Raw genomic sequence first — 16,747 nt, 5'->3', positions numbered from 1 at the left:
GTCGCATCAACGTTCTACTTCTCGAACATCTGAGACGCGGGCACGATTCGGACGCGGACGTTCGGGAGCGGGAAGACGGCGATCTGCTTGTCTTCGGCCAGGATGTTCGCGGGGGTGCCTTGCGTGTCATACGTGATCGGCGTCTGATCGCCCGACATGAGAACGCGTCGCAGGTCGTCGGGGCTCAAATCGACGATCGCGACCTTCATGCCCGGCGGTTTCAGATGCTTTCGGACGGCCGCGTTGACCTGTTCGACGGTCAGTTTCGGAAGCCGCTCGGCCAGCTCGGCGATGAGATCCTTGCGACCGTATCGCCGCCCTTCGACCAGATAACCGAGCCGCCTCGAAAGCGTCTGGCCCCAGAGCTTGCTGTAGTTGAGCAGGAACGACCGCGTCGACTCGAAATCTTCCGGGCTCATCCCCTTATCGACCAGCCGGTCCAGCTCCCAGAGGCCCGCGCGAAGGGCGAAGACGGCCTTGTCGCGCGGGACCGGCCGGATCCAGATCGAGAAATACTGCTGCCGGCGGGGATTGTTGGGGATCGCGAACGTGCTCGAGCCTTCCTGGATGAAGTCCTCGATGTACGAATAGTCGCCGTAATTCAGGCCGCGGTGACCGCGTAAGTCTTGCATCAGCTTGCCGTTGAACGTCCGGTGCTCGCCCAGGTACGAGTTGGCCACGGCGAGCGCGTAGAAGTCGTCGTCGGCCCAGGTGACGTTGATCGGGAACCCGATCGAGATGGCCGTCGACTCCGCGGCCTTGCCGACGATCGTGACGTCCAGACCGACCGTCGGCTTGACCGGAGGAAGCTCCGGACCGCGTCCGGCCCCCTCGCGAGGCAACGGAGCGAGCCCCATTTCGACCTGCGCCGAGGTCGACTCGTCGACGGCGCCGGCCAGGGCCGCGCACAGGGCCTGGCGGGTGTAGCGGTCGCGATGAAACGCCTTCACATCGGCGAGCGTGATCGCGTTGAGGCCCGCGACCGTGCCGCGATCGGGATGGCCGTACGGATGTCCTTCGTACAAGGCGGTCTGGAGCGTCCACTTGCCCAGCTCTTCGTCGTTGTCGCCGCGAAGCGTCTTCGTCACGTAGTCGAGGGCTTCCTTGCGGAGCCGGTCGAAGTCTTCAGGGGCGAACCGAGGCGAGGCGATCATCTCGGTCGCCAGGGGGATGTAGACGCCGAGATTGTCGCGGTGGACGGTCCCCGAGAAGACCGAGACCTCCTTGAGGCACCTGCCGCTCAGGCCCGCGGCGATCGGGTAGAACTTCTCGAGCACCTGATCGTACCGCAACGACTGGGTGCCCCCTTCCGCGACCATCGCCGCCGTGAGCGCGGCGAGCCCTTCCTTACCCTTGGGATCATCCTGAGAGCCGACCTGGAAGACGAACCGGAAGGCCGCCAGCGGACCGGCGGACGACGCAATTACGGTGTCGGCGGTCGTCGTCGGCTTCGGCGGCTCGGCCGCAAGGACGTCGATGCGCCAGGCCGGAACGACCAGACAGAGTACGGCCGGGAGGAGAAGGCGGAAACTGAACGGCATCACGGGTTCTCCGTCTCCAGGGTGACGGCGGTCTCGTTCGTCGAGGTGAAGTAGCGAGCCGCGACGCGCTGAAGATCGGCCGGGGTGAGCCGGCCGTACGCGGCGTGGAGGGTGTTCATGGCGTCGGGCTTGCCGGTGATCGCGATCGACTCGGCCACGGCTCGGGCCGCGGCGTCGGGGCTGTCGAGTTCGCCGGCGAACCGATACCTCAGGTTCGACTGGATCGCCTTGAGCCGGTCCGCGCCGATCGGGGTCTTGACGGCGGCGGCCACCGCCTCGGTGACCCGCTTGCGGATCTCGACGACGTCCTCCGGCTTCCGACCGCGCGCGAGGATCGTGAACAGCGACGGATCGCGATGCGGGTCGGCGTAGGCGGGCAGGCTCTCGGCCTTCTGCTCGTCAAGCACCAGCGCCTTGTACAACGGGCTGGTCTCGCCGAAAACGGCTTCCCTCAGAGCGTGGAGGGCCGGCACGTCCGGATCGGCGGGATTGGAGGCCGGAATGTGATAGGCCAGTGCGAGGATCGGCAGCGTCGGCGACGGCCAGGTCAGCTTCACCGACCGCGCCTCGGCTTGGGGAGGCTCGACCGGGATCTCGACCTTCTCGGTCCCCCTGCGCCATGAGCCATAATGGGTTTTCGCCAGGCCGAGAAGCTGGTCGTGATCGACCTGTCCCACGACGACGATGGTGCAATTCTCGGGACGATACCAGCGGTCGAAGAACACCTTGCTATAGGCGAACTGATTCGGCATGTCCTTGACGTCGGCCAGGAAGCCGATCGTGGTGTGCTTGTACGTATGACGTGTGAAGGCCGTGTTCGAGATCGCTTCCTCAAGCTTCAAGAACGGCGACGAGGCGCTCTTGTTGTACTCGCCGAGGACCGCCCGGGCCTCCTTCTGAAACGCCGCCTCGTCGTACTTGAGGTTCTGGAACCGATCGGCCTCGACGTCGACGGCGGTCGCCAGGGCCGAGGCCGGGATCGTCATGTGGTAGCAGGTCCAATCGTCGGTCGTGAACGCGTTGGAGTCCGCGCCCAGCGACTTGAGCACGTCGTTGTACTGCTCTTGCGAGTACCGCTCGGTCCCTCGAAACATCATGTGCTCGAAGAAGTGGGCGAAGCCTGACAGCCCCGGCTCGACCTCGTTGCGCGAGCCCGTGCGGACGACCGTGTAGTACGCGACGACTCCCGGCGAGTCGAACGGCACGGAGACCACGCCCAGCCCGTTGTCGAGAACGGTCGTGCGGATCGGGTAGGCGAAAACCGGCGCATCGGCGGCCTCGCCGGACCGGGCCGATGGGACGACAAAAGCGGCCAGGACCGCCGCGACGACGATGGACTTCATAAGAGATTCAGCCTCCGCTCAATGAGACTCGAACGTCCGTTCGGGCCCGTCGACGCCGAACTGAACCCGGAACCGCGAGCCGTCGGGCGAGACCGCGACATGGAGGAACTTGCCGCCTTGCTCGTCGGTGTTGACGATCAACGACGGGTCGGTGTTGTCGGCGGCGCTGGTCTCGGCGTTGCGGTGGAGCTGGTAGGCGGCCTGGATCGACGGGATCGTCTTCAACCGTTCGACCGTGCCGGCCGATCCCCCCTTGCGCGGGCCGTTGTTCATGATCGTGACGATCGGCTGAATGGTCTTCAGCAGGATCGGGTTGTTCGAGATGCTCAGGCCGTGATGCGTGACCTGGTAGAGGTCGATCGTGCCGATCAGGTCGTGGGGGCAGACGAGCGCCTTCTCGACGTTCCAGGTGAGGTCGCCGCAGTCGAGGAAGTCGAACTTGCCGAGCCGAAATCGGACGACCACGCTTCGCGCGTTGTCGGACGGATCGACTTCCTGATCGGCCGGCGCCTCGGCGCAAAGCGGGTTGGCGGGCGCGTTCTCGGGAGCCGGCGCGACGCGTCCCGACGCCGCAAGGACGGTCGCCTTGACGTCGCCCCGAAGCGGCAGCGTATCGCCGGCCTTCACCGTTTTCCGCTTGCCCTTCGAGGCCGCGCGATAGGCGATGCCGAGCGGGTCGTCGGCCTTGGGGCCGTCCGGGAAGTCGAGCCCTTCGATCTTGTCCTCGGGAAGGCCGCGATCCCAGAAGTTCTTGATCTCGACGCGCTTGGCCAGGCCCTCGACGCCCCCAAAGTGGTCCATGTGCCAGTGGGTCGTCACCAGGTGGTCAAGATGATCGAGGCCGGCCACCTCCTTGAGGACGTGGAGGATTCGCTTGGGATCGCGATCGTTCTCGCCCGGCCAGCCCGTGTCGATCAGGATCGACTCGCGCTCGGGGGTCACCAGCAACGTCGCGGCCCCCCCCATCACGTCAATGTAGTAGATGTCCAGGCCCCCCTTCTCGGCGGGTTCGACCGCGCCGGCTGGGGCGCAACCGAAGGCGACCGCGACCGCGAGCAGGGCCGGCCTCGCCGCCCGACAGAGAACATACGTCCACATCACATTGAGCCGGTTCGTCATGGCTGCGGTCTCGCTTCCAAACCTCGGGTTCGACGGCCATCCCCCCGTCTTCATCGACAGGGCCGTTCCCCCCGATCGTCACCGTCCCCGAAGCCGAAAGCAAGCCCTTGGATCATCGGACCGGAGGACTGACTTTGCGGCCGTCCGAGAATCGCTTCCAACTCGATCTCCAGCCTGTCCGATCGCGACCACGGTTGGAGGTTGTTCGTGGACGGCACTGGAACTTTGGAGGTGATCCGGGCCCCTCATCCCCCGTGCCCAGCGTCCCGCCGCCGTTGGCTTCGTTCGCGCCGAAATCCCCGGCGGCTCCCGGAGCCTTGCCCCCTCTCGACGGCCTCGAAGCCTCGTCGCGGCCCTCCGACGGTCCCGCCGTCGTTGGCTTCGTTCGCCGGCCGCCGACCTCGGGGTTTGGCACGTCAACTCCTTTATCCAAAATGGTTTAGACATTTTACTAACGTTGGCTTCGTTCGCGCCGAAAACCCCCTCGATTTGGGTCCGCTCGCCCCCTGTCCGGGCCATCGATCGGCCGAGCGACCGTCCCCCGACCGTCCCCGAGAATTGGGTTCTTCTGAAAATCTTCCGGGCCATGTGTCAGGCTGCAGGGGCTGGTAGTTGGCGTTCGCGGTAGTCGGCCCCGTTCTTGAGCAGGTGCCAGATCACCACCAGGATCTTGTGCGCCACGGCGATCAGAGCCTTCTTTTTCCCGAGTCGTGGGACCCATCGACGGTAGCAGATGCTGAAGGCGGTGTTCTTGGCGTGGCTGGCCGACCACGCCGACTGCACCAGGAGCGAACGCAGCCACGGACTCCCCTTGGTCGTCTTGCCGCTGCGGCGTTTGCCGGCGCTTTGGTCGTTGCCCGGGCACAGCCCCGCCCAGGAGCAGAGGTGGCCCGCGGTCGGGAACGACTCCACGTCCGGCCCGATCTCCCCCACGATCACCTCCGCCGCCCGATCCCCCACTCCGGGGATCCCCTGGAGCCGGCCCGCCGCCTCGTCGAACGGCCTCATGGCCTCGTCGATCCGCTCGTCCAGCCGCTCGATCAGGCGTTCCAACGCGTCGATCTGATCCGTCAGCAGCCGGAGCACGAAGCGGTGGTGGTCGGTGACCCGGCCCAACAGCGCCCGCCTCAGCTCGGGGATCTTGCCCCGGAGCCGCTGCTTGGCCAGATCGGCCAGCTTCTCCGGGTCGTCCTGGCCGTCGATGATCGCCCGGATCATGGCGCGCCCCGAGGCCCCCAGGACGTCGCTGGCCACCGACCCCAGCTTGACGTTGGCGTCCTCCAGCGTCTTCTGGAGGCGATTGGCCACCGCGGCGCGGTCGCGGACCAACTCGGTGCGCTGCCGGGTCAGGTCGCGAAGCTCGCGGATCTCCGGCTTGGGGATGAAGCTGGGCGACAGCAGGCCGTGCTGGAGCAACTGGGCGATCCACTCGGCGTCCTTGACGTCGGTCTTGCGGCCGGGGACCTGCTTGAGCCGCCCGGCGTTGACCAGCATCACGTCGAATCGCCCTTCCAGGATGTGGAAGATCGGCTTCCAGTAGACGCCCGTGCTCTCCATGGCGACCTCGCGGACGCCGTGGGCGTCGAGCCAGTCGGCCAGGGCCAGCAGGTCGGCGGTCATCGTGCCGAAGGTGTGGACCACCGAGGCGACCGAGCCGTCGGGGTTGATGTGGCGGACGCAGGCGACGACGGTCTTCTTGTGGACGTCGAGCCCGGCGCAGCGATCGTGAACGATGTCCATGACGTCCCCTCCAACTCGAGTGGTCGGAAACGAAGCAGTCCGAGCCGGTGGGACGACCTCGGGGCGTAAAGCAGTTTCTTCTACGTGCTCCCCCGCTTCCGGGGGGCGACAGGACGGGGTTCGACATGAAGTCGAGCCGAGGCCGGGACCAAGTTCCTTCGCGGGTTCGCGACACCAAAGCCAATGACGGCCTCTCGCCCAGGGCCGGACATCCGCAGCATAACCCAACCCGACCCCATTTTCATGGGACGGGTTGAGCCAAAGGCTCATGACCGTTCCTTCGCGCGGTTTTCGTGAACCGCGGGAGGCCCGGGCCCGGCTTGTCCCACTCCCGGCCGCCTACCACCCACCACGAATTGGGTTCCTTCGCGCGGTTTTCGCGAGCCGTCGGCGCGTGGCCGAAGGGCCTCGTCCCCTTCTCATCCAATCCAACAGGCGGTTTGCCAAAGACGCCGGACGACTTCAAGAATCCTCCATTATCAGTTTACTACCGAACTGCGATCGAGATCGTGGAGAGCTCTTTCCGCGCGTCCGCCAGCTCCACCAAGCACCCTTGCCAGCATCCCCGAATTATGAGGAATGATTCCGAAAAACCACATCACGTTTCGGCTCGTCACCCGTTTCGGCCCTTTCGCTTACTCTTGAAAAAAATACATACAGGCCCTCAGGCTAGCTCACAAAATCCTCACATACCTCATTTTAAGTATCTCCCGCCGCTCGTCTTAAAAAGAATTAGGCCTCCTCGAAGCGATTCTTCTTCTAAGTTCTCAGTTGTAAGAATGACGCCGATGATTAGCCTTGCACTACTTTTCCGAAGTCCACTGTCGTCGCACAGCGCGTTTCGCGGTTCTTCTCAACAGACTCGAGGCCGGCCCCCCCCGAGATGATGTTGAGATCCAACGCGAAGCCGCGTCGATACGTGGAATGGGTCACGCTTCAAGGACGACGTCTGAGCCCATGAGGAATTACCCAAGCATGCGAAACATGACGATTCTTACGATCACGCGCCGATCCGAGTGGTTGGTCGGCATGCGTCCGGTCTTGCACGCGATGGGCCAGAGGAGGCTCATCGTGGCCGAGTCCATGGAAGAGGCCGGGCGCTTGCTCGAAGTCGTCGAGCCGCAGTTGATCGTCGTCCATGTTGACGGCGAGGAATTTTCCTACGAGCAGTTCGACCTTTTGCTCTGGGCCAACTCCGTCAGTCCGCGGCCGGCGCCCGTACTGGTCATGGTGAACGGCTACTCAACGGAACAGGCGACCATTCTGTTCCGGATGGGCGTCGAGGAGTATCTCTGCGAGGCCGAGCACGGCGACCGTCTCGATGCGATCGTCGACGGCTTGATTGCACGGGCTCCCGCCGGCCGAAGATCGCACGAAATCCACTCCGAGGCCGCAGCCTCGGGAAAGCCCGCGTTCCGGGGCCCGGTGGCTGCCTCGCTGGCTTGAAATCCTCCGGCCCCGCCTGACCGGCCCGCGCGAGCCGGTCGAGTCCGCCGCGTCTCAGTTCGCGCCGCTTGATCGTCCCGCGATTCGCTCTGAAACGGTCCCCGTCTTGCCGGCCGGGCGTTCGAGGCCCAGGGGGGCGGTTCCGGCCTTCACCTCGTCGAGCCGTCGGCCGTACTCGGCGAACAGCCGGGTGTGGCGACTCTCGGGCGTGAGGGGCTTGCCATCGATGAATAGGCCGAGGACCTCGGTCGTCGGTTGAAGGATGTCGCCGGCGGTGACGACCAGGTTGGCGCGCTTGCCGGCTTCGAGCGAGCCGAGCTGATCGCCGACCCCCAGGATCTGCGCTGGAGCGAGCGTGACAGCCTTGAGCGCCACGTCCGCCGGCAGACCGAAGGCGACGGCCGCAGCCGCCTCGTAAGGCAGATTCCGGCCGTTGGTCGCCGGTGAGAAGCCTCCGTCCTTGGAACGGATGGCGAACGGAATTCCCGCCGCGTGCAGCCGGGCGGGGTTAGCGAAGCCCGCGTCGTACGGGTCGTGCTCGCGGAACCGCGCGTGGAGCGTGCCGCCGACGATCACCGCCATCCCGGACTTCTTGATCTCGTCGACCGCCTTCCACGCCTCCAACGCCCCGGTGAGAACCGCCTTGAGCTTCAAGTCGCGGGCGAAGGCCAAGGCGTCAAGGATCTCCACGCGGTTCTCGGCGTGCAGCAGAACCAGCTTCTCGCCCCGAGAGTAGGGCGCCAGGGCCTCCAGCCGCAGGTCGGGCTTCGGCCCGGCTTCACCCTTCTCGCGCGCCCTGGCGACGACCTCGGCGTAGCGGCTCGCCTTGCGGAACTCTTCCTTGAGCGACTCAATCCGTTCCTTGCGCTCGGCATTCGGGTCGGTCTGGCCGGCGTTTCCGCCCTGGCCCGGGCGGCGGATGGTGTAGCCTGGAATCGAGACGGACAGGCCCGCCGGGTCGATCGCCACCATCTCGCGAGGCACCCAGCCCCGGAGGTTGATCAGGCTCGCCCGTCCCGAGATCAAGCCGCCGTTCGGTTCGACCAGGGCGGAGAGAATCCCGTTGGCGCGGGTCACGGGGATATGCACGCTGTCGGCCCGGAGCGCGGTGCTCGTGAGCAGTTCGGGCTGATAGTGGCCGATCTCGGCGTGGTCTCGCGTCACGTTGAGGCTGCCGATCTCGGAGAGGCCGAGGTCCGTGCCGGCGTCGATCATGCCGGGCCAGACGTCGAGCCCCTTGAGGTCGAGCGTCTGGGCCTCGGGCGGGATCGGCGTCCCGGCGGGACCGATCAGGGCGATCTTGCCTTCCGCCACGACGAGCACACCGTTCTCGATCGTCGGGCCGCTGACCGGATGCAGCGTCGCCCCGACCAGCGCGTAGTGCTGTTTGGGCTGGGACGCGACATCCAGCTTGCGCCCTCGGGCCGCCTCGGCCGGTTGCGGCATCTTGGCGTGGTCGCCGGGCCGGACGGCGAACTTGCCGTCGACCTGGGGCCGCTGGAAGTAGACTTCGCCGTCGATCAGGGTCAGCTCGCAACGAGAGAAGCCGTCGAACGGATGGCCGTTGAACAGGGCCACGTCGCCGTCCTTGCCGACCTCCAGCGAGCCGATCCGATCCTCGCGCCCCAGCTCGCGGGCGGGGTTGATCGTGATCATCGCGAGCGCCTGGTCCTCGGTCGCGCCGCCGTACTTGACCATCTTGGCGGCTTCGATGTTGAGGTGGCGGATCAGCTCTTCGCTGTCGCTGTTGATGCAAACATTGACGCCGGCGCGGGACAGAAGCGCCGCGTTGAACGGGATCGCGTCGAACGCCTCGACCTTGTAAGCCCACCAGTCGGAGAACGTCGACGCGCTCGCGCCGTGGGCGGCGATCTCGGGCGCGACCTTGTAGCCTTCCAGGACGTGCTGCAACGACTGAACCCGAACGCCGAACTTCTCGGCGGTCCGCAGCAGCATGATGATCTCGTCGGCCCGGTAGCAATGGCTGTGGACCTTGATCGAGCCTTCGAGCATCCGCGCCAGGGCTTCGAGCCGGAAATCACGGCGCGGCGGCGGCCCGGCCTTTTCGGCCCCCAGCTTGGCGATCTTGTCGTTGTACGCCTTCCAGGTCGACTGATAGGTCCGGGCTTCCTCGAAGGCCTGCGTGATGACCAGCTCGACGCCCATCCGCGTGTTGGGGAACCGGCCCGAAACGCGGGTCACGTTCTCTCCGAGAGCGAATTTCACCCCCTGCGGACCGTCTCTGAGGATCAAATCGCGGCCGGGCTGCCCGTATCGCATCTTGATGACGGCGTCCTGGCCGCCGATCGTGTTGGCCGACCCGTGGAGGACGCGGGCCGTCGTCGTGCCGCCAGCCGCGGCGCGGTAGATCGACACGTCGTCGCCCGTGATCACGTCCTTGATCCCGACGTCGGGCACGACCGACAGGCTGATCTCGTTCACGCCCCCCTGAACGGCGATATGCGAGTGCGTGTCGATGATCCCAGGCATGGCGACCAGGCCCGAGGCATCGATCACCGGGACCTCGGGCGCGGCCTTCACGTCCGGTCCGATCGCCCGGATCTTGCCGTTCTCGATGAGAATCGACCCCTTGGGGATCGTCCCCTTGGTCACGGTCAGAATCACGGCGTCCTTGATGAGCACGCTTCCGCCCGTCTTGATCGCCGGCCGCCGGTCGGCGTCGAACTCCGTCGCCAGGTCGTGGAACGGCTCGGGCTTGACGTCCTCCTTCTTCGGCTTGGCTTCGGACTTCTTCTCAGCGTCCGGCTTCTTCTCGGCGTCCGGCTTCTTTTCGGCATCCGGTTTCTTCTCCGCGTCCGGCTTCTTCTCAGCCTCGGGCTTTTTCTCGGCGTCCGGTTTGCTCGGTTCTTCCTTCTTGTCGGGTTCGGCGTCCTTGGCTTTCTCCTCGCCGGGTTTCGGTGCATCCCCGGCTTGTCCTCGGCGTCCGCCGGCGCGGCCGGCGCCGGGCTCGGACTGCTTGACCTCGAATTTCCGGCCGTCGACGAAGACGTACTTTACCTTGGCCTTCACGTCGTGGAACGGGGCCGAGAAGACGACGACGTGGGCGAGTTTGCCGACGTCGAGGGTTCCCAGACGGTTTTCGAGGCCGACGAGGATCGCGGCCCCGCGCGTGAGTCCATCGAGCGCCTGGTCGGCGGTCAGGCCCGCGGCGATCAACGCCCGCACCTGGGCGGGCACGTTATCAAGCTTCTCCACCCCCTCGGTCCCCAGGGCGAAGGGAACTCCGGCTTTCGCCAGGCTGGCGGCGGAGGCGACCTGCGCCTTCCATGTGTCCCGGCGATCGGCGAGCACCTTCAGCGGCTCGTCACGGTCGATGTCCGACTTTTTGCGGTACTCTTCCTCGGTCGGGACCTTGGGCTCTTCGGGGAAATCGAGGCGAAGGACGACGGCGACCTTTTCCGCCTTCAGCCGGTCGACGACCTTGTAGGCTTCGCGACCGCCGACGATCACGGCCGACGCGCCGAATTCCTTCGCCAGGTCGAGCGCCCGGTGGATCTCATCGCGGGTGTCGGCCTGCCACCAGACGGGCAGCGCCCTGGTGCGCGCCTTCCAGAGGGTTTCGAGCGAGGGGTCGAATCCGGCGCGGACCGCGCCGCCGGCCTTCTCGTATTCGAGCAGTTGGTGGTGATGCTCGGCGTCGCTCATCGCCTGCCGGAGATGGGAGATCGACCCCATCAAGACCGATGGAAAGGGGCTCTCGGTCGGCCCAGGCCCGCGCGAGGAGCCCCGGCGACGGCCCGGGGCGGGGGAGTCGGCGGAAGACGACGCGGGCTCGTTGGGAGGAGCGAGGTGAATGTGCAGCGCGATGGGCGACTTGATGAGCGCCTCGCGGCGCGGCTGGCCGCTCAGGCTGACCAGGGCGCTCTGGCCGGTGGCGATCGCGCCCGACGGCGCCGAGAGCAGGTCGGTGAAACCCAGCCGGCGGCGGGGCTCGGCGAAACCGTCGTTCAGGTCGAGGGCGGAGGCCGTCTCGAACTCGGGCGTCAGCCCCTTGCGGTTGTCGGCGGGGGTCGCGGCGACAGTCGGTTCGGAGAGCTGGACCTGCTCGCCTCGACCCGTCGCCGAACGCTCGACGCCCGACTTCTGACCGGCCGTCGTGTACAGGTCGATGAAGCCGGGATAGACGACCAGGCCCTTGCCGTCGATCACCTCGGCGTCGTAGGGAATCGTCACGTCCTTCGACGCGCCGGCCGCTTCGATCCGTCCGTCGCGAATGACCAGCACGCCATTCTCGACGACCTTCCCGGGCGCGACGACGAGCCTGGCGTCCTTGACCGCGAAAGCGGTCGGAAACTCCGGGCCGCCCCCCGCATCCTCGGCGGCGTCGGCCTGGCGGGTCGGAACCAGACCGAACAGCGCCGCGGCCAGAACAAGCCGAAGTGTCGCTGAGAGGGCCGACTTCCGAAATTCGAGGCGTTCGGTCGCCGGCCCAAGAAACGCGCTGTTCATCAGAGGACCTCGCCGGGGATGTTGATCGAAGATTGCGAGAGACAGTGATGGATCTCTGCTTATCCAGGATCTTATCCGTTCCGGCCGAACGATTCCATTCGACGCCGACTAGGTGGTTGCCGAGACCTTGAGGGCGTGGCAGACTGAGGACCAAAGAGGGTCGCCGGCGTCCCGCGGGCTCGATCCTCCGTCGAGATTTCCAACGGGAGCCTGCGCACCATGAGACGCTTGATTGCAACCCTCGCCGTCGGCCTCGTCTGCGGCACCTTCGCCCGGGCGCAATCGCCGGCCGATTTCGCCCAGACCGCGGCCTACGTGGCGGCCCTCCAGAACAAGGACGGCGGCTTCGGAGCGGCGGCCGGACAGCCCTCGTCGCTCGGTTCGACGAGCACGGCGCTCCGGATTCTCCACTACGTCGGCGGCTCGGTCCCTGACGTGATCGGGTGCATCAAGTTCGTGAAGTCGTGCCAGGTCGAAGGCGGCGGCTTCGCCCAGACGCCGGGCGGCAAGCCCGACTCGCTGACGACCTCGTCCGGCCTCATGGCGGCGGCCGAACTCAAAATCGCCGATCAGAAGATGATCGACTCCGCGATCGCCTACTTCCACGACAACTCCAAGGCGTTCGAGGAGGTTCGGCTGGCGATCGCGGCTCTCGAAGCCGTCGGTGCCAAATCACCCGACTTCGAGCGGTGGCTGGAGCCGTTCCACAAGCTCCGACAGCCCGACGGCGGTTTCGGCGGCGGCGCGGACGCGGCGTTTAACGCGGGGACCTACGCCGCCACCGTGCTACGCACCGGCGCCACGCTCCAAAACTCCGAGATGGCGGTCGCCGCGATCAAGGCCGGACAGCAGGCCGACGGCGGCTGGTCGAAGAACGGCGGACCGTCCGACCTTGGCAGCAGCTACCGCGTCATGCGGGCGCTCTTCATGCTCAAAGAGAAGCCCGACGTCGACCGCCTGCTCGGTTTCATCGCCCGCTGCCGACACTCGGACGGCAGCTATTCCTCCACGCCGGGAACGCCCGGAAACCTGGGGGGGACGTATACCGCGACGATCATCACCAACTGGCTGCGCAGGCTCGGTGGCGAGCCCCCGGTCGTCGAGACGGCCGGCTATACGCCGATGTTCAACGGCAAGGACCTGACCGGCTGGGAAGGCGATACGTCGGTCTGGGCGGTCCGCGACGGCCTGCTCGTCGGCAAGTCGAACGGGCTCGACCACAACGAGTTTCTGGCGTTCAAGGAACCGTATCGCGATTTCGTCCTATCCCTCTCGTTCCGCCTGATCAACGGCTCGGGCAACAGCGGCGTCCAGTTCCGCAGCGTCCGCGTGCCGGGAACCGAGATGTCGGGCTACCAGGCCGATATCGGCGAAGGCTACTGGGCCAGCCTGTACGACGAATCCCGGCGCAACAAGACGCTCGTCAAGGGCTCGGAAGACGCCCTGAAGAAGCTCAACAAAGACGGCTGGAACCGCTACGTCGTCCGCGCCTTCGGCGACAAGATCACGATCCACCTGAACGGCGCCCTGGCCGTCGAGTATCGCGAGACCGACCCCGGCGTCGCTCGCGACGGCCTGATCGCCGTCCAGGTCCACGGCGGCCCCCCGATGGAGGTCCAGTTCAAGGACATCCAGATCCAGCGCGTGCCGTCGCCCGATGAAGCCGACGCAAAGTCGCCCGGCTTCCACCTTCAGAGCGTCGACACGGAGAAGGGCCCGTACAAGTACACGGTTTACGTCCCCGAGAACTACGACGCGAGCAAGACGTACCCGGCGATCCTCTTCCTGCACGGCGGAGGCGAGCGCGGGAACGACGGCAAGATTCCCTCGCAGGTCGGTTTCGGCCCGGCGATCGTCCATCGCCCGGGGGGCGTTCCGGCCGTCGTCGTCTTCCCCCAGGCTCGTGAGACCTGGAAAGCCGATTCCGACGACGCCAAGGCCGCGCTCAAGGCCCTCGACGCCGTGTCCTCGACTTACAAGGTCGACCCGAAACGGGTGATCGTCACCGGCCTGTCGATGGGCGGCATGGGATCGTTGAGCCTGGCGGCGAAGTATCCGGAGAAGTTCGCGGCCGTCGTGCTGGTCTGCGGTCCAGGAAAGGTCGAGGACGTCGAGAAGTTCAAGAACCTGCCGATCCGGGGCTACGTCGGCGACGCCGATTCGCCGCGCGTCCATCTTGGGATGCGGACCCTGATCGAAGCCCTCCGCGCGACGGGCGCGCATCCCGGTTACACAGAGTTCCGGGGCGTCGGCCACCTGAGCTGGAACCGGGCGTACAACGATCCCGACCTGATCGACTGGATGGTCGCCCAGCGCCGGCCCTGACCCGAACGCCCAGACCGCGATCGCTCGATTCGATTCTCAACGACCCCAGGAGCCGGCCTTGATGACTTCGCGAGCCATACCCCGAATCCTTCTGGCCGTCCAGGCGATCACGTTCTCGATCGCGACGGCGGCGATTGCGCAAGAGCGGCTCGTGGAGCGGCCGGCGACGGCCGGTGTTCGCGACGCGGCCGGGATGTTTTCCGAAGACTCGGTCCGTCAGGCCGGTGAGTCGCTCCGCAAATTCGCCCGCGAGTCGGGCGTGGTCGCCGTCGTCGAGACCGTCGCCAACCTGAACGGCGAGGCGATCGACGAGGCCGCGATCCGCATGGCCCGGCGATCAGCCATCAAGGGGATCTTCATCCTGGTCGCCAAGAAGGAGATGAAGATCGAAGTTCTGGCCTCGCGCCAGTTTCACGACGCCTTCTCGCGCGAAACGCTCCACGGCGTCCGCACGGCGTTCACCGAGGGCTTTCGCAAGAACGATTTCGATCGCGGCCTCCGCGAAGGGGTCGCCGTGATCGGAGCGGCCGTCGCGACCGCCAAGGCCGAAAAGAAGTTGCCGGCGATCGAGGCCCCCGTCGATGACGTCGGCCCGGTCGTCGCGATCAAGGCCGAGCATCCCCCATCGGCCCTCGTCGCTCGCAACCAGGTCAAGCTGACGCTCGAAGGCGCGCGGGCGATCGTCGAGGCGGCCGAGCGGCAAGCGGCGGCGATGAACCTGAAATCGAACATCGCGGTCGTCGACGACGGCGGCCACCTGCTGAGCTTCGACCGGATGAACGGAGCGCGGCCGGCGAGCGGCTACACGGCGATCACCAAGGCGGTCACCGCCGCCACGTTCCGCCAGCCGACCGGTCCGATCCCGGCCGGCGCGGCCAACCCCGACCCGATCCTGAACATCGGCATGCAAAACGCCGCGACCGCCAGCGGCGGCAAAATCACCACACTCCGTGGCGGCGAGCCCGTCATCATCGACGGCCAGGTGATCGGCGGCGTCGGAGTCGGCGGCGGCACCGGCGAGCAAGACGCCGAGGTCGCCCGCGCGGGAATCGACGCCTTCCTCAAACAACTCGCCTCGCCCGAGCCTTCGAAGGGAGAGAAGAAGAAGGACGAACCGCCGTCGAACGCGGTCAAGGATTGACTTCGATCCCCGACCAGCGGCCGCGCTCATCGGCGAAGTATTTCCAGCGGTGCTGGGGATCGCCGTCGATTTCGAGGTGGTCGACCTCGCGCGCCGAGAAGACCATCAGCGCGAAGTGATCCAGCGGCGTATCGGGGTCCGGCGGGATCGTCGAGAAGGCGATCCGAGCATCGCGCGGCTCGCCCGGAGCGGGCCAGGTGAAGCTCAATCGAGTGGCTTCAGAGAGCGCCTGCCAGGTTTCACAACGAGCTTCGCGGAGGCTCGCATCGGCCGTCGAGCAGTCGACCAGGCGGACGACGCCGGACAACCGGAACTGTTCGCGGGTCTCGGGAAAGTACCAGCAGATCTCGGCGTCCGGCTTGTGCTCGATCTCGGCCCGCTTGGCGCTTCGGGCGTCGGTCGTGAAGAGCAGCGTCCGCGACTCGCCGAGGAAGCCTCGGAACACGACGGTCCGGATCGCGGGACGGCCGTCGAGTCGGACCGTCGCAAGCTGGACGAACCGCAACTGGGGCGATCGGCGGTTCCGATGCAGCGCCAGATCGAGCGAGGGCCGCCACAGTTCATCCGGCATCTTCGTAACGCCTCCGGTCAGACGGGCGACCAGCCCTCGGCGAGATTGGAATTCGGCGCGGCGCTCCCGGCCGCCTTGAGCGCGTCTTGAACGACTGTTTCAAGGACGTTGATGTATTCAAGGAACCGCCGACGGCCGCCGTCGGTGACGCGACAAAGCGTCTGCGGGCGGTTCTTGTGGAACCCCTTCCAGATCTCGACGAAGCCCGCCTCGTGAAGGATCTGGAGGTGGCGGCTGAGGTTGCCGTCGGTAAGCTGGCAAAGCTCCTTGAGGTCCGAGAAGATCAGCCCGCGCGAGTGGGTCACCAGCGAGGTCATGATCCCCAGCCGCGCCTTCTCGTGGAAAATCCGCTCCAGGCCCTCGTACGCATAGCGGCCGGTCGGTTCGTCGTGTTTCGGTTTAGGCGGCGTCATGGTTACGCTCCAGCGTGCGGTAGAGCACGGCGGCGGCGAGAAGCTGCCCGACGCCGAACGGGATGCCCATCGCTAGGGGACTGAGCGCCCGGTCCCCCTGCGCCAAGGTCAGCGTGGCCAGGCCGCTCAAGGCGTAAAAGACCGCCACGGCCGACATCGATCGGGGCAGCAGCCGGCAGGTCGCGAAGATCCCCAGGCTGTAGAACACCTGCCAGAGCCCTGGCAGCATCCAGATGCTCGCGGGCGCGGCTTGCACGATCACCAGCGTGACCAGCCCGCCGGCGGCCAGACACGGGAAGAACTGCTCCATCGCCAGCGCCGTCAGCTCGCGGGTAAACGGCGACCGCGCGTACCGCGCCCGGATCACCATCTCCATCACCGCCGACGCCCCGCTGACCACCGCCGAACCGATCCAGAGGCTCAGATAGGCCCCGGTGTGTTGCAGCGGCTCGACGATCACCAGCGCCTGAATCGCTGCCGCGGCCAGGGCTAAGGCCCCGGAAAACGCCGCCGGCACCGCCCGGTAGCCGCGAAACACCTCCGTCCGCGCCATCTGGAGGCGGATCTCGGTGATCTGCGTCAAGGCTTCTTGAAGCTCCATTCAAGCCCTCTCCACGGCCGCCCGCCCACCGAACCAA

The 16,747-nt window shown here is 66.4% G+C and carries 11 protein-coding genes; 3 read left to right on the top strand and 8 right to left on the bottom strand.

The window, feature by feature from the left end:
- Positions 1-14: 14 nt before the first annotated feature.
- The 4 genes from BSF38_RS05315 to BSF38_RS05300 form a co-directional block, all read right to left on the bottom strand.
- Positions 15-1,541, bottom strand: a complete 1,527-nt coding sequence (locus tag BSF38_RS05315) for a M16 family metallopeptidase (RefSeq protein WP_076343785.1) — start codon at positions 1,539-1,541, stop codon at positions 15-17.
- A complete protein-coding gene (locus BSF38_RS05310; protein ID WP_076343784.1) occupies positions 1,541-2,884 on the bottom strand; it encodes a M16 family metallopeptidase in 1,344 nt (447 codons plus the stop codon). Before BSF38_RS05310 ends, BSF38_RS05315 begins: the two co-directional genes overlap by 1 nt.
- Positions 2,885-2,902: 18 nt before the next feature.
- Positions 2,903-4,003, bottom strand: coding sequence for a ComEC/Rec2 family competence protein (locus tag BSF38_RS05305; RefSeq protein WP_237170747.1), 1,101 nt, complete (start codon positions 4,001-4,003; stop codon positions 2,903-2,905).
- A 591-nt stretch (positions 4,004-4,594) separates the two neighbouring features.
- Positions 4,595-5,743: an IS110 family RNA-guided transposase gene (locus BSF38_RS05300; RefSeq protein ID WP_076343043.1), complete on the bottom strand. Its 1,149-nt coding sequence runs from the start codon at positions 5,741-5,743 to the stop codon at positions 4,595-4,597.
- Between the two features lie 1,101 nt (positions 5,744-6,844).
- Here BSF38_RS05300 and BSF38_RS05295 point away from each other — a divergent pair.
- The gene (locus BSF38_RS05295) at positions 6,845-7,189 is read left to right on the top strand and encodes a hypothetical protein (RefSeq protein WP_145951977.1); all 345 of its coding nucleotides are present in this window, start codon (positions 6,845-6,847) and stop codon (positions 7,187-7,189) included.
- A 54-nt stretch (positions 7,190-7,243) separates the two neighbouring features.
- Here BSF38_RS05295 and BSF38_RS05290 read toward each other — a convergent pair whose 3' ends face one another.
- Positions 7,244-11,659: an amidohydrolase family protein gene (locus BSF38_RS05290; RefSeq protein WP_076343782.1), complete on the bottom strand. Its 4,416-nt coding sequence runs from the start codon at positions 11,657-11,659 to the stop codon at positions 7,244-7,246.
- Between the two features lie 219 nt (positions 11,660-11,878).
- On the opposite strand from BSF38_RS05290, the gene BSF38_RS05285 reads away from it, so the two are divergent.
- Together BSF38_RS05285 and BSF38_RS05280 are read left to right on the top strand one after the other, a co-directional pair.
- Positions 11,879-13,984 carry an alpha/beta fold hydrolase gene (locus tag BSF38_RS05285; RefSeq protein ID WP_076343781.1) on the top strand — a complete coding sequence of 702 codons (2,106 nt, stop codon included), beginning with the start codon at positions 11,879-11,881 and terminating at the stop codon, positions 13,982-13,984.
- 61 nt (positions 13,985-14,045) lie between these two features.
- A complete protein-coding gene (locus BSF38_RS05280; protein WP_076343780.1) occupies positions 14,046-15,125 on the top strand; it encodes a heme-binding protein in 1,080 nt (359 codons plus the stop codon).
- Here the strand turns inward: BSF38_RS05280 and BSF38_RS05275 are convergent.
- The 3 genes from BSF38_RS05275 to BSF38_RS05265 are packed head-to-tail and all read right to left on the bottom strand — an operon-like array spanning position 15,115 to position 16,710.
- Positions 15,115-15,696, bottom strand: coding sequence for an Npun_F5749 family FMN-dependent PPOX-type flavoprotein (locus BSF38_RS05275; protein WP_076343779.1), 582 nt, complete (start codon positions 15,694-15,696; stop codon positions 15,115-15,117). The genes BSF38_RS05280 and BSF38_RS05275 overlap by 11 nt on opposite strands.
- A gap of 17 nt (positions 15,697-15,713) precedes the next feature.
- Positions 15,714-16,109 (bottom strand): transcriptional regulator, encoded by a 396-nt coding sequence (locus BSF38_RS05270; RefSeq protein WP_076343778.1) that lies wholly within the window; start codon positions 16,107-16,109, stop codon positions 15,714-15,716.
- Positions 16,096-16,710 (bottom strand): hypothetical protein, encoded by a 615-nt coding sequence (locus BSF38_RS05265; protein ID WP_076343777.1) that lies wholly within the window; start codon positions 16,708-16,710, stop codon positions 16,096-16,098. The genes BSF38_RS05270 and BSF38_RS05265 overlap by 14 nt, the downstream gene beginning before the upstream one ends.
- Positions 16,711-16,747 lie beyond the last annotated feature (37 nt).

The sequence above is a fragment of the Paludisphaera borealis genome, from assembly GCF_001956985.1.
GTDB lineage: Bacteria > Planctomycetota > Planctomycetia > Isosphaerales > Isosphaeraceae > Paludisphaera > Paludisphaera borealis.
This window is presented reverse-complemented; position numbering and strand designations above follow the sequence as displayed.

Bases quoted from the DNA above. Each gene is read 5' to 3' on its own strand.
- BSF38_RS05310 (WP_076343784.1), bottom strand. From the start codon at position 2,884: ATGAAGTCCATCGTCGTCGCGGCGGTCCTGGCCGCTTTTGTCGTCCCA.
- BSF38_RS05280 (WP_076343780.1), top strand. From the start codon at position 14,046: ATGACTTCGCGAGCCATACCCCGAATCCTTCTGGCCGTCCAGGCGATC.
- BSF38_RS05285 (WP_076343781.1), top strand. From the start codon at position 11,879: ATGAGACGCTTGATTGCAACCCTCGCCGTCGGCCTCGTCTGCGGCACC.
- BSF38_RS05270 (WP_076343778.1), bottom strand. From the start codon at position 16,109: ATGACGCCGCCTAAACCGAAACACGACGAACCGACCGGCCGCTATGCG.
- BSF38_RS05290 (WP_076343782.1), bottom strand. From the start codon at position 11,659: ATGAACAGCGCGTTTCTTGGGCCGGCGACCGAACGCCTCGAATTTCGG.
- BSF38_RS05275 (WP_076343779.1), bottom strand. From the start codon at position 15,696: ATGCCGGATGAACTGTGGCGGCCCTCGCTCGATCTGGCGCTGCATCGG.
- BSF38_RS05300 (WP_076343043.1), bottom strand. From the start codon at position 5,743: ATGGACATCGTTCACGATCGCTGCGCCGGGCTCGACGTCCACAAGAAG.
- BSF38_RS05315 (WP_076343785.1), bottom strand. From the start codon at position 1,541: ATGCCGTTCAGTTTCCGCCTTCTCCTCCCGGCCGTACTCTGTCTGGTC.
- BSF38_RS05265 (WP_076343777.1), bottom strand. From the start codon at position 16,710: ATGGAGCTTCAAGAAGCCTTGACGCAGATCACCGAGATCCGCCTCCAG.
- BSF38_RS05305 (WP_237170747.1), bottom strand. From the start codon at position 4,003: ATGACGAACCGGCTCAATGTGATGTGGACGTATGTTCTCTGTCGGGCG.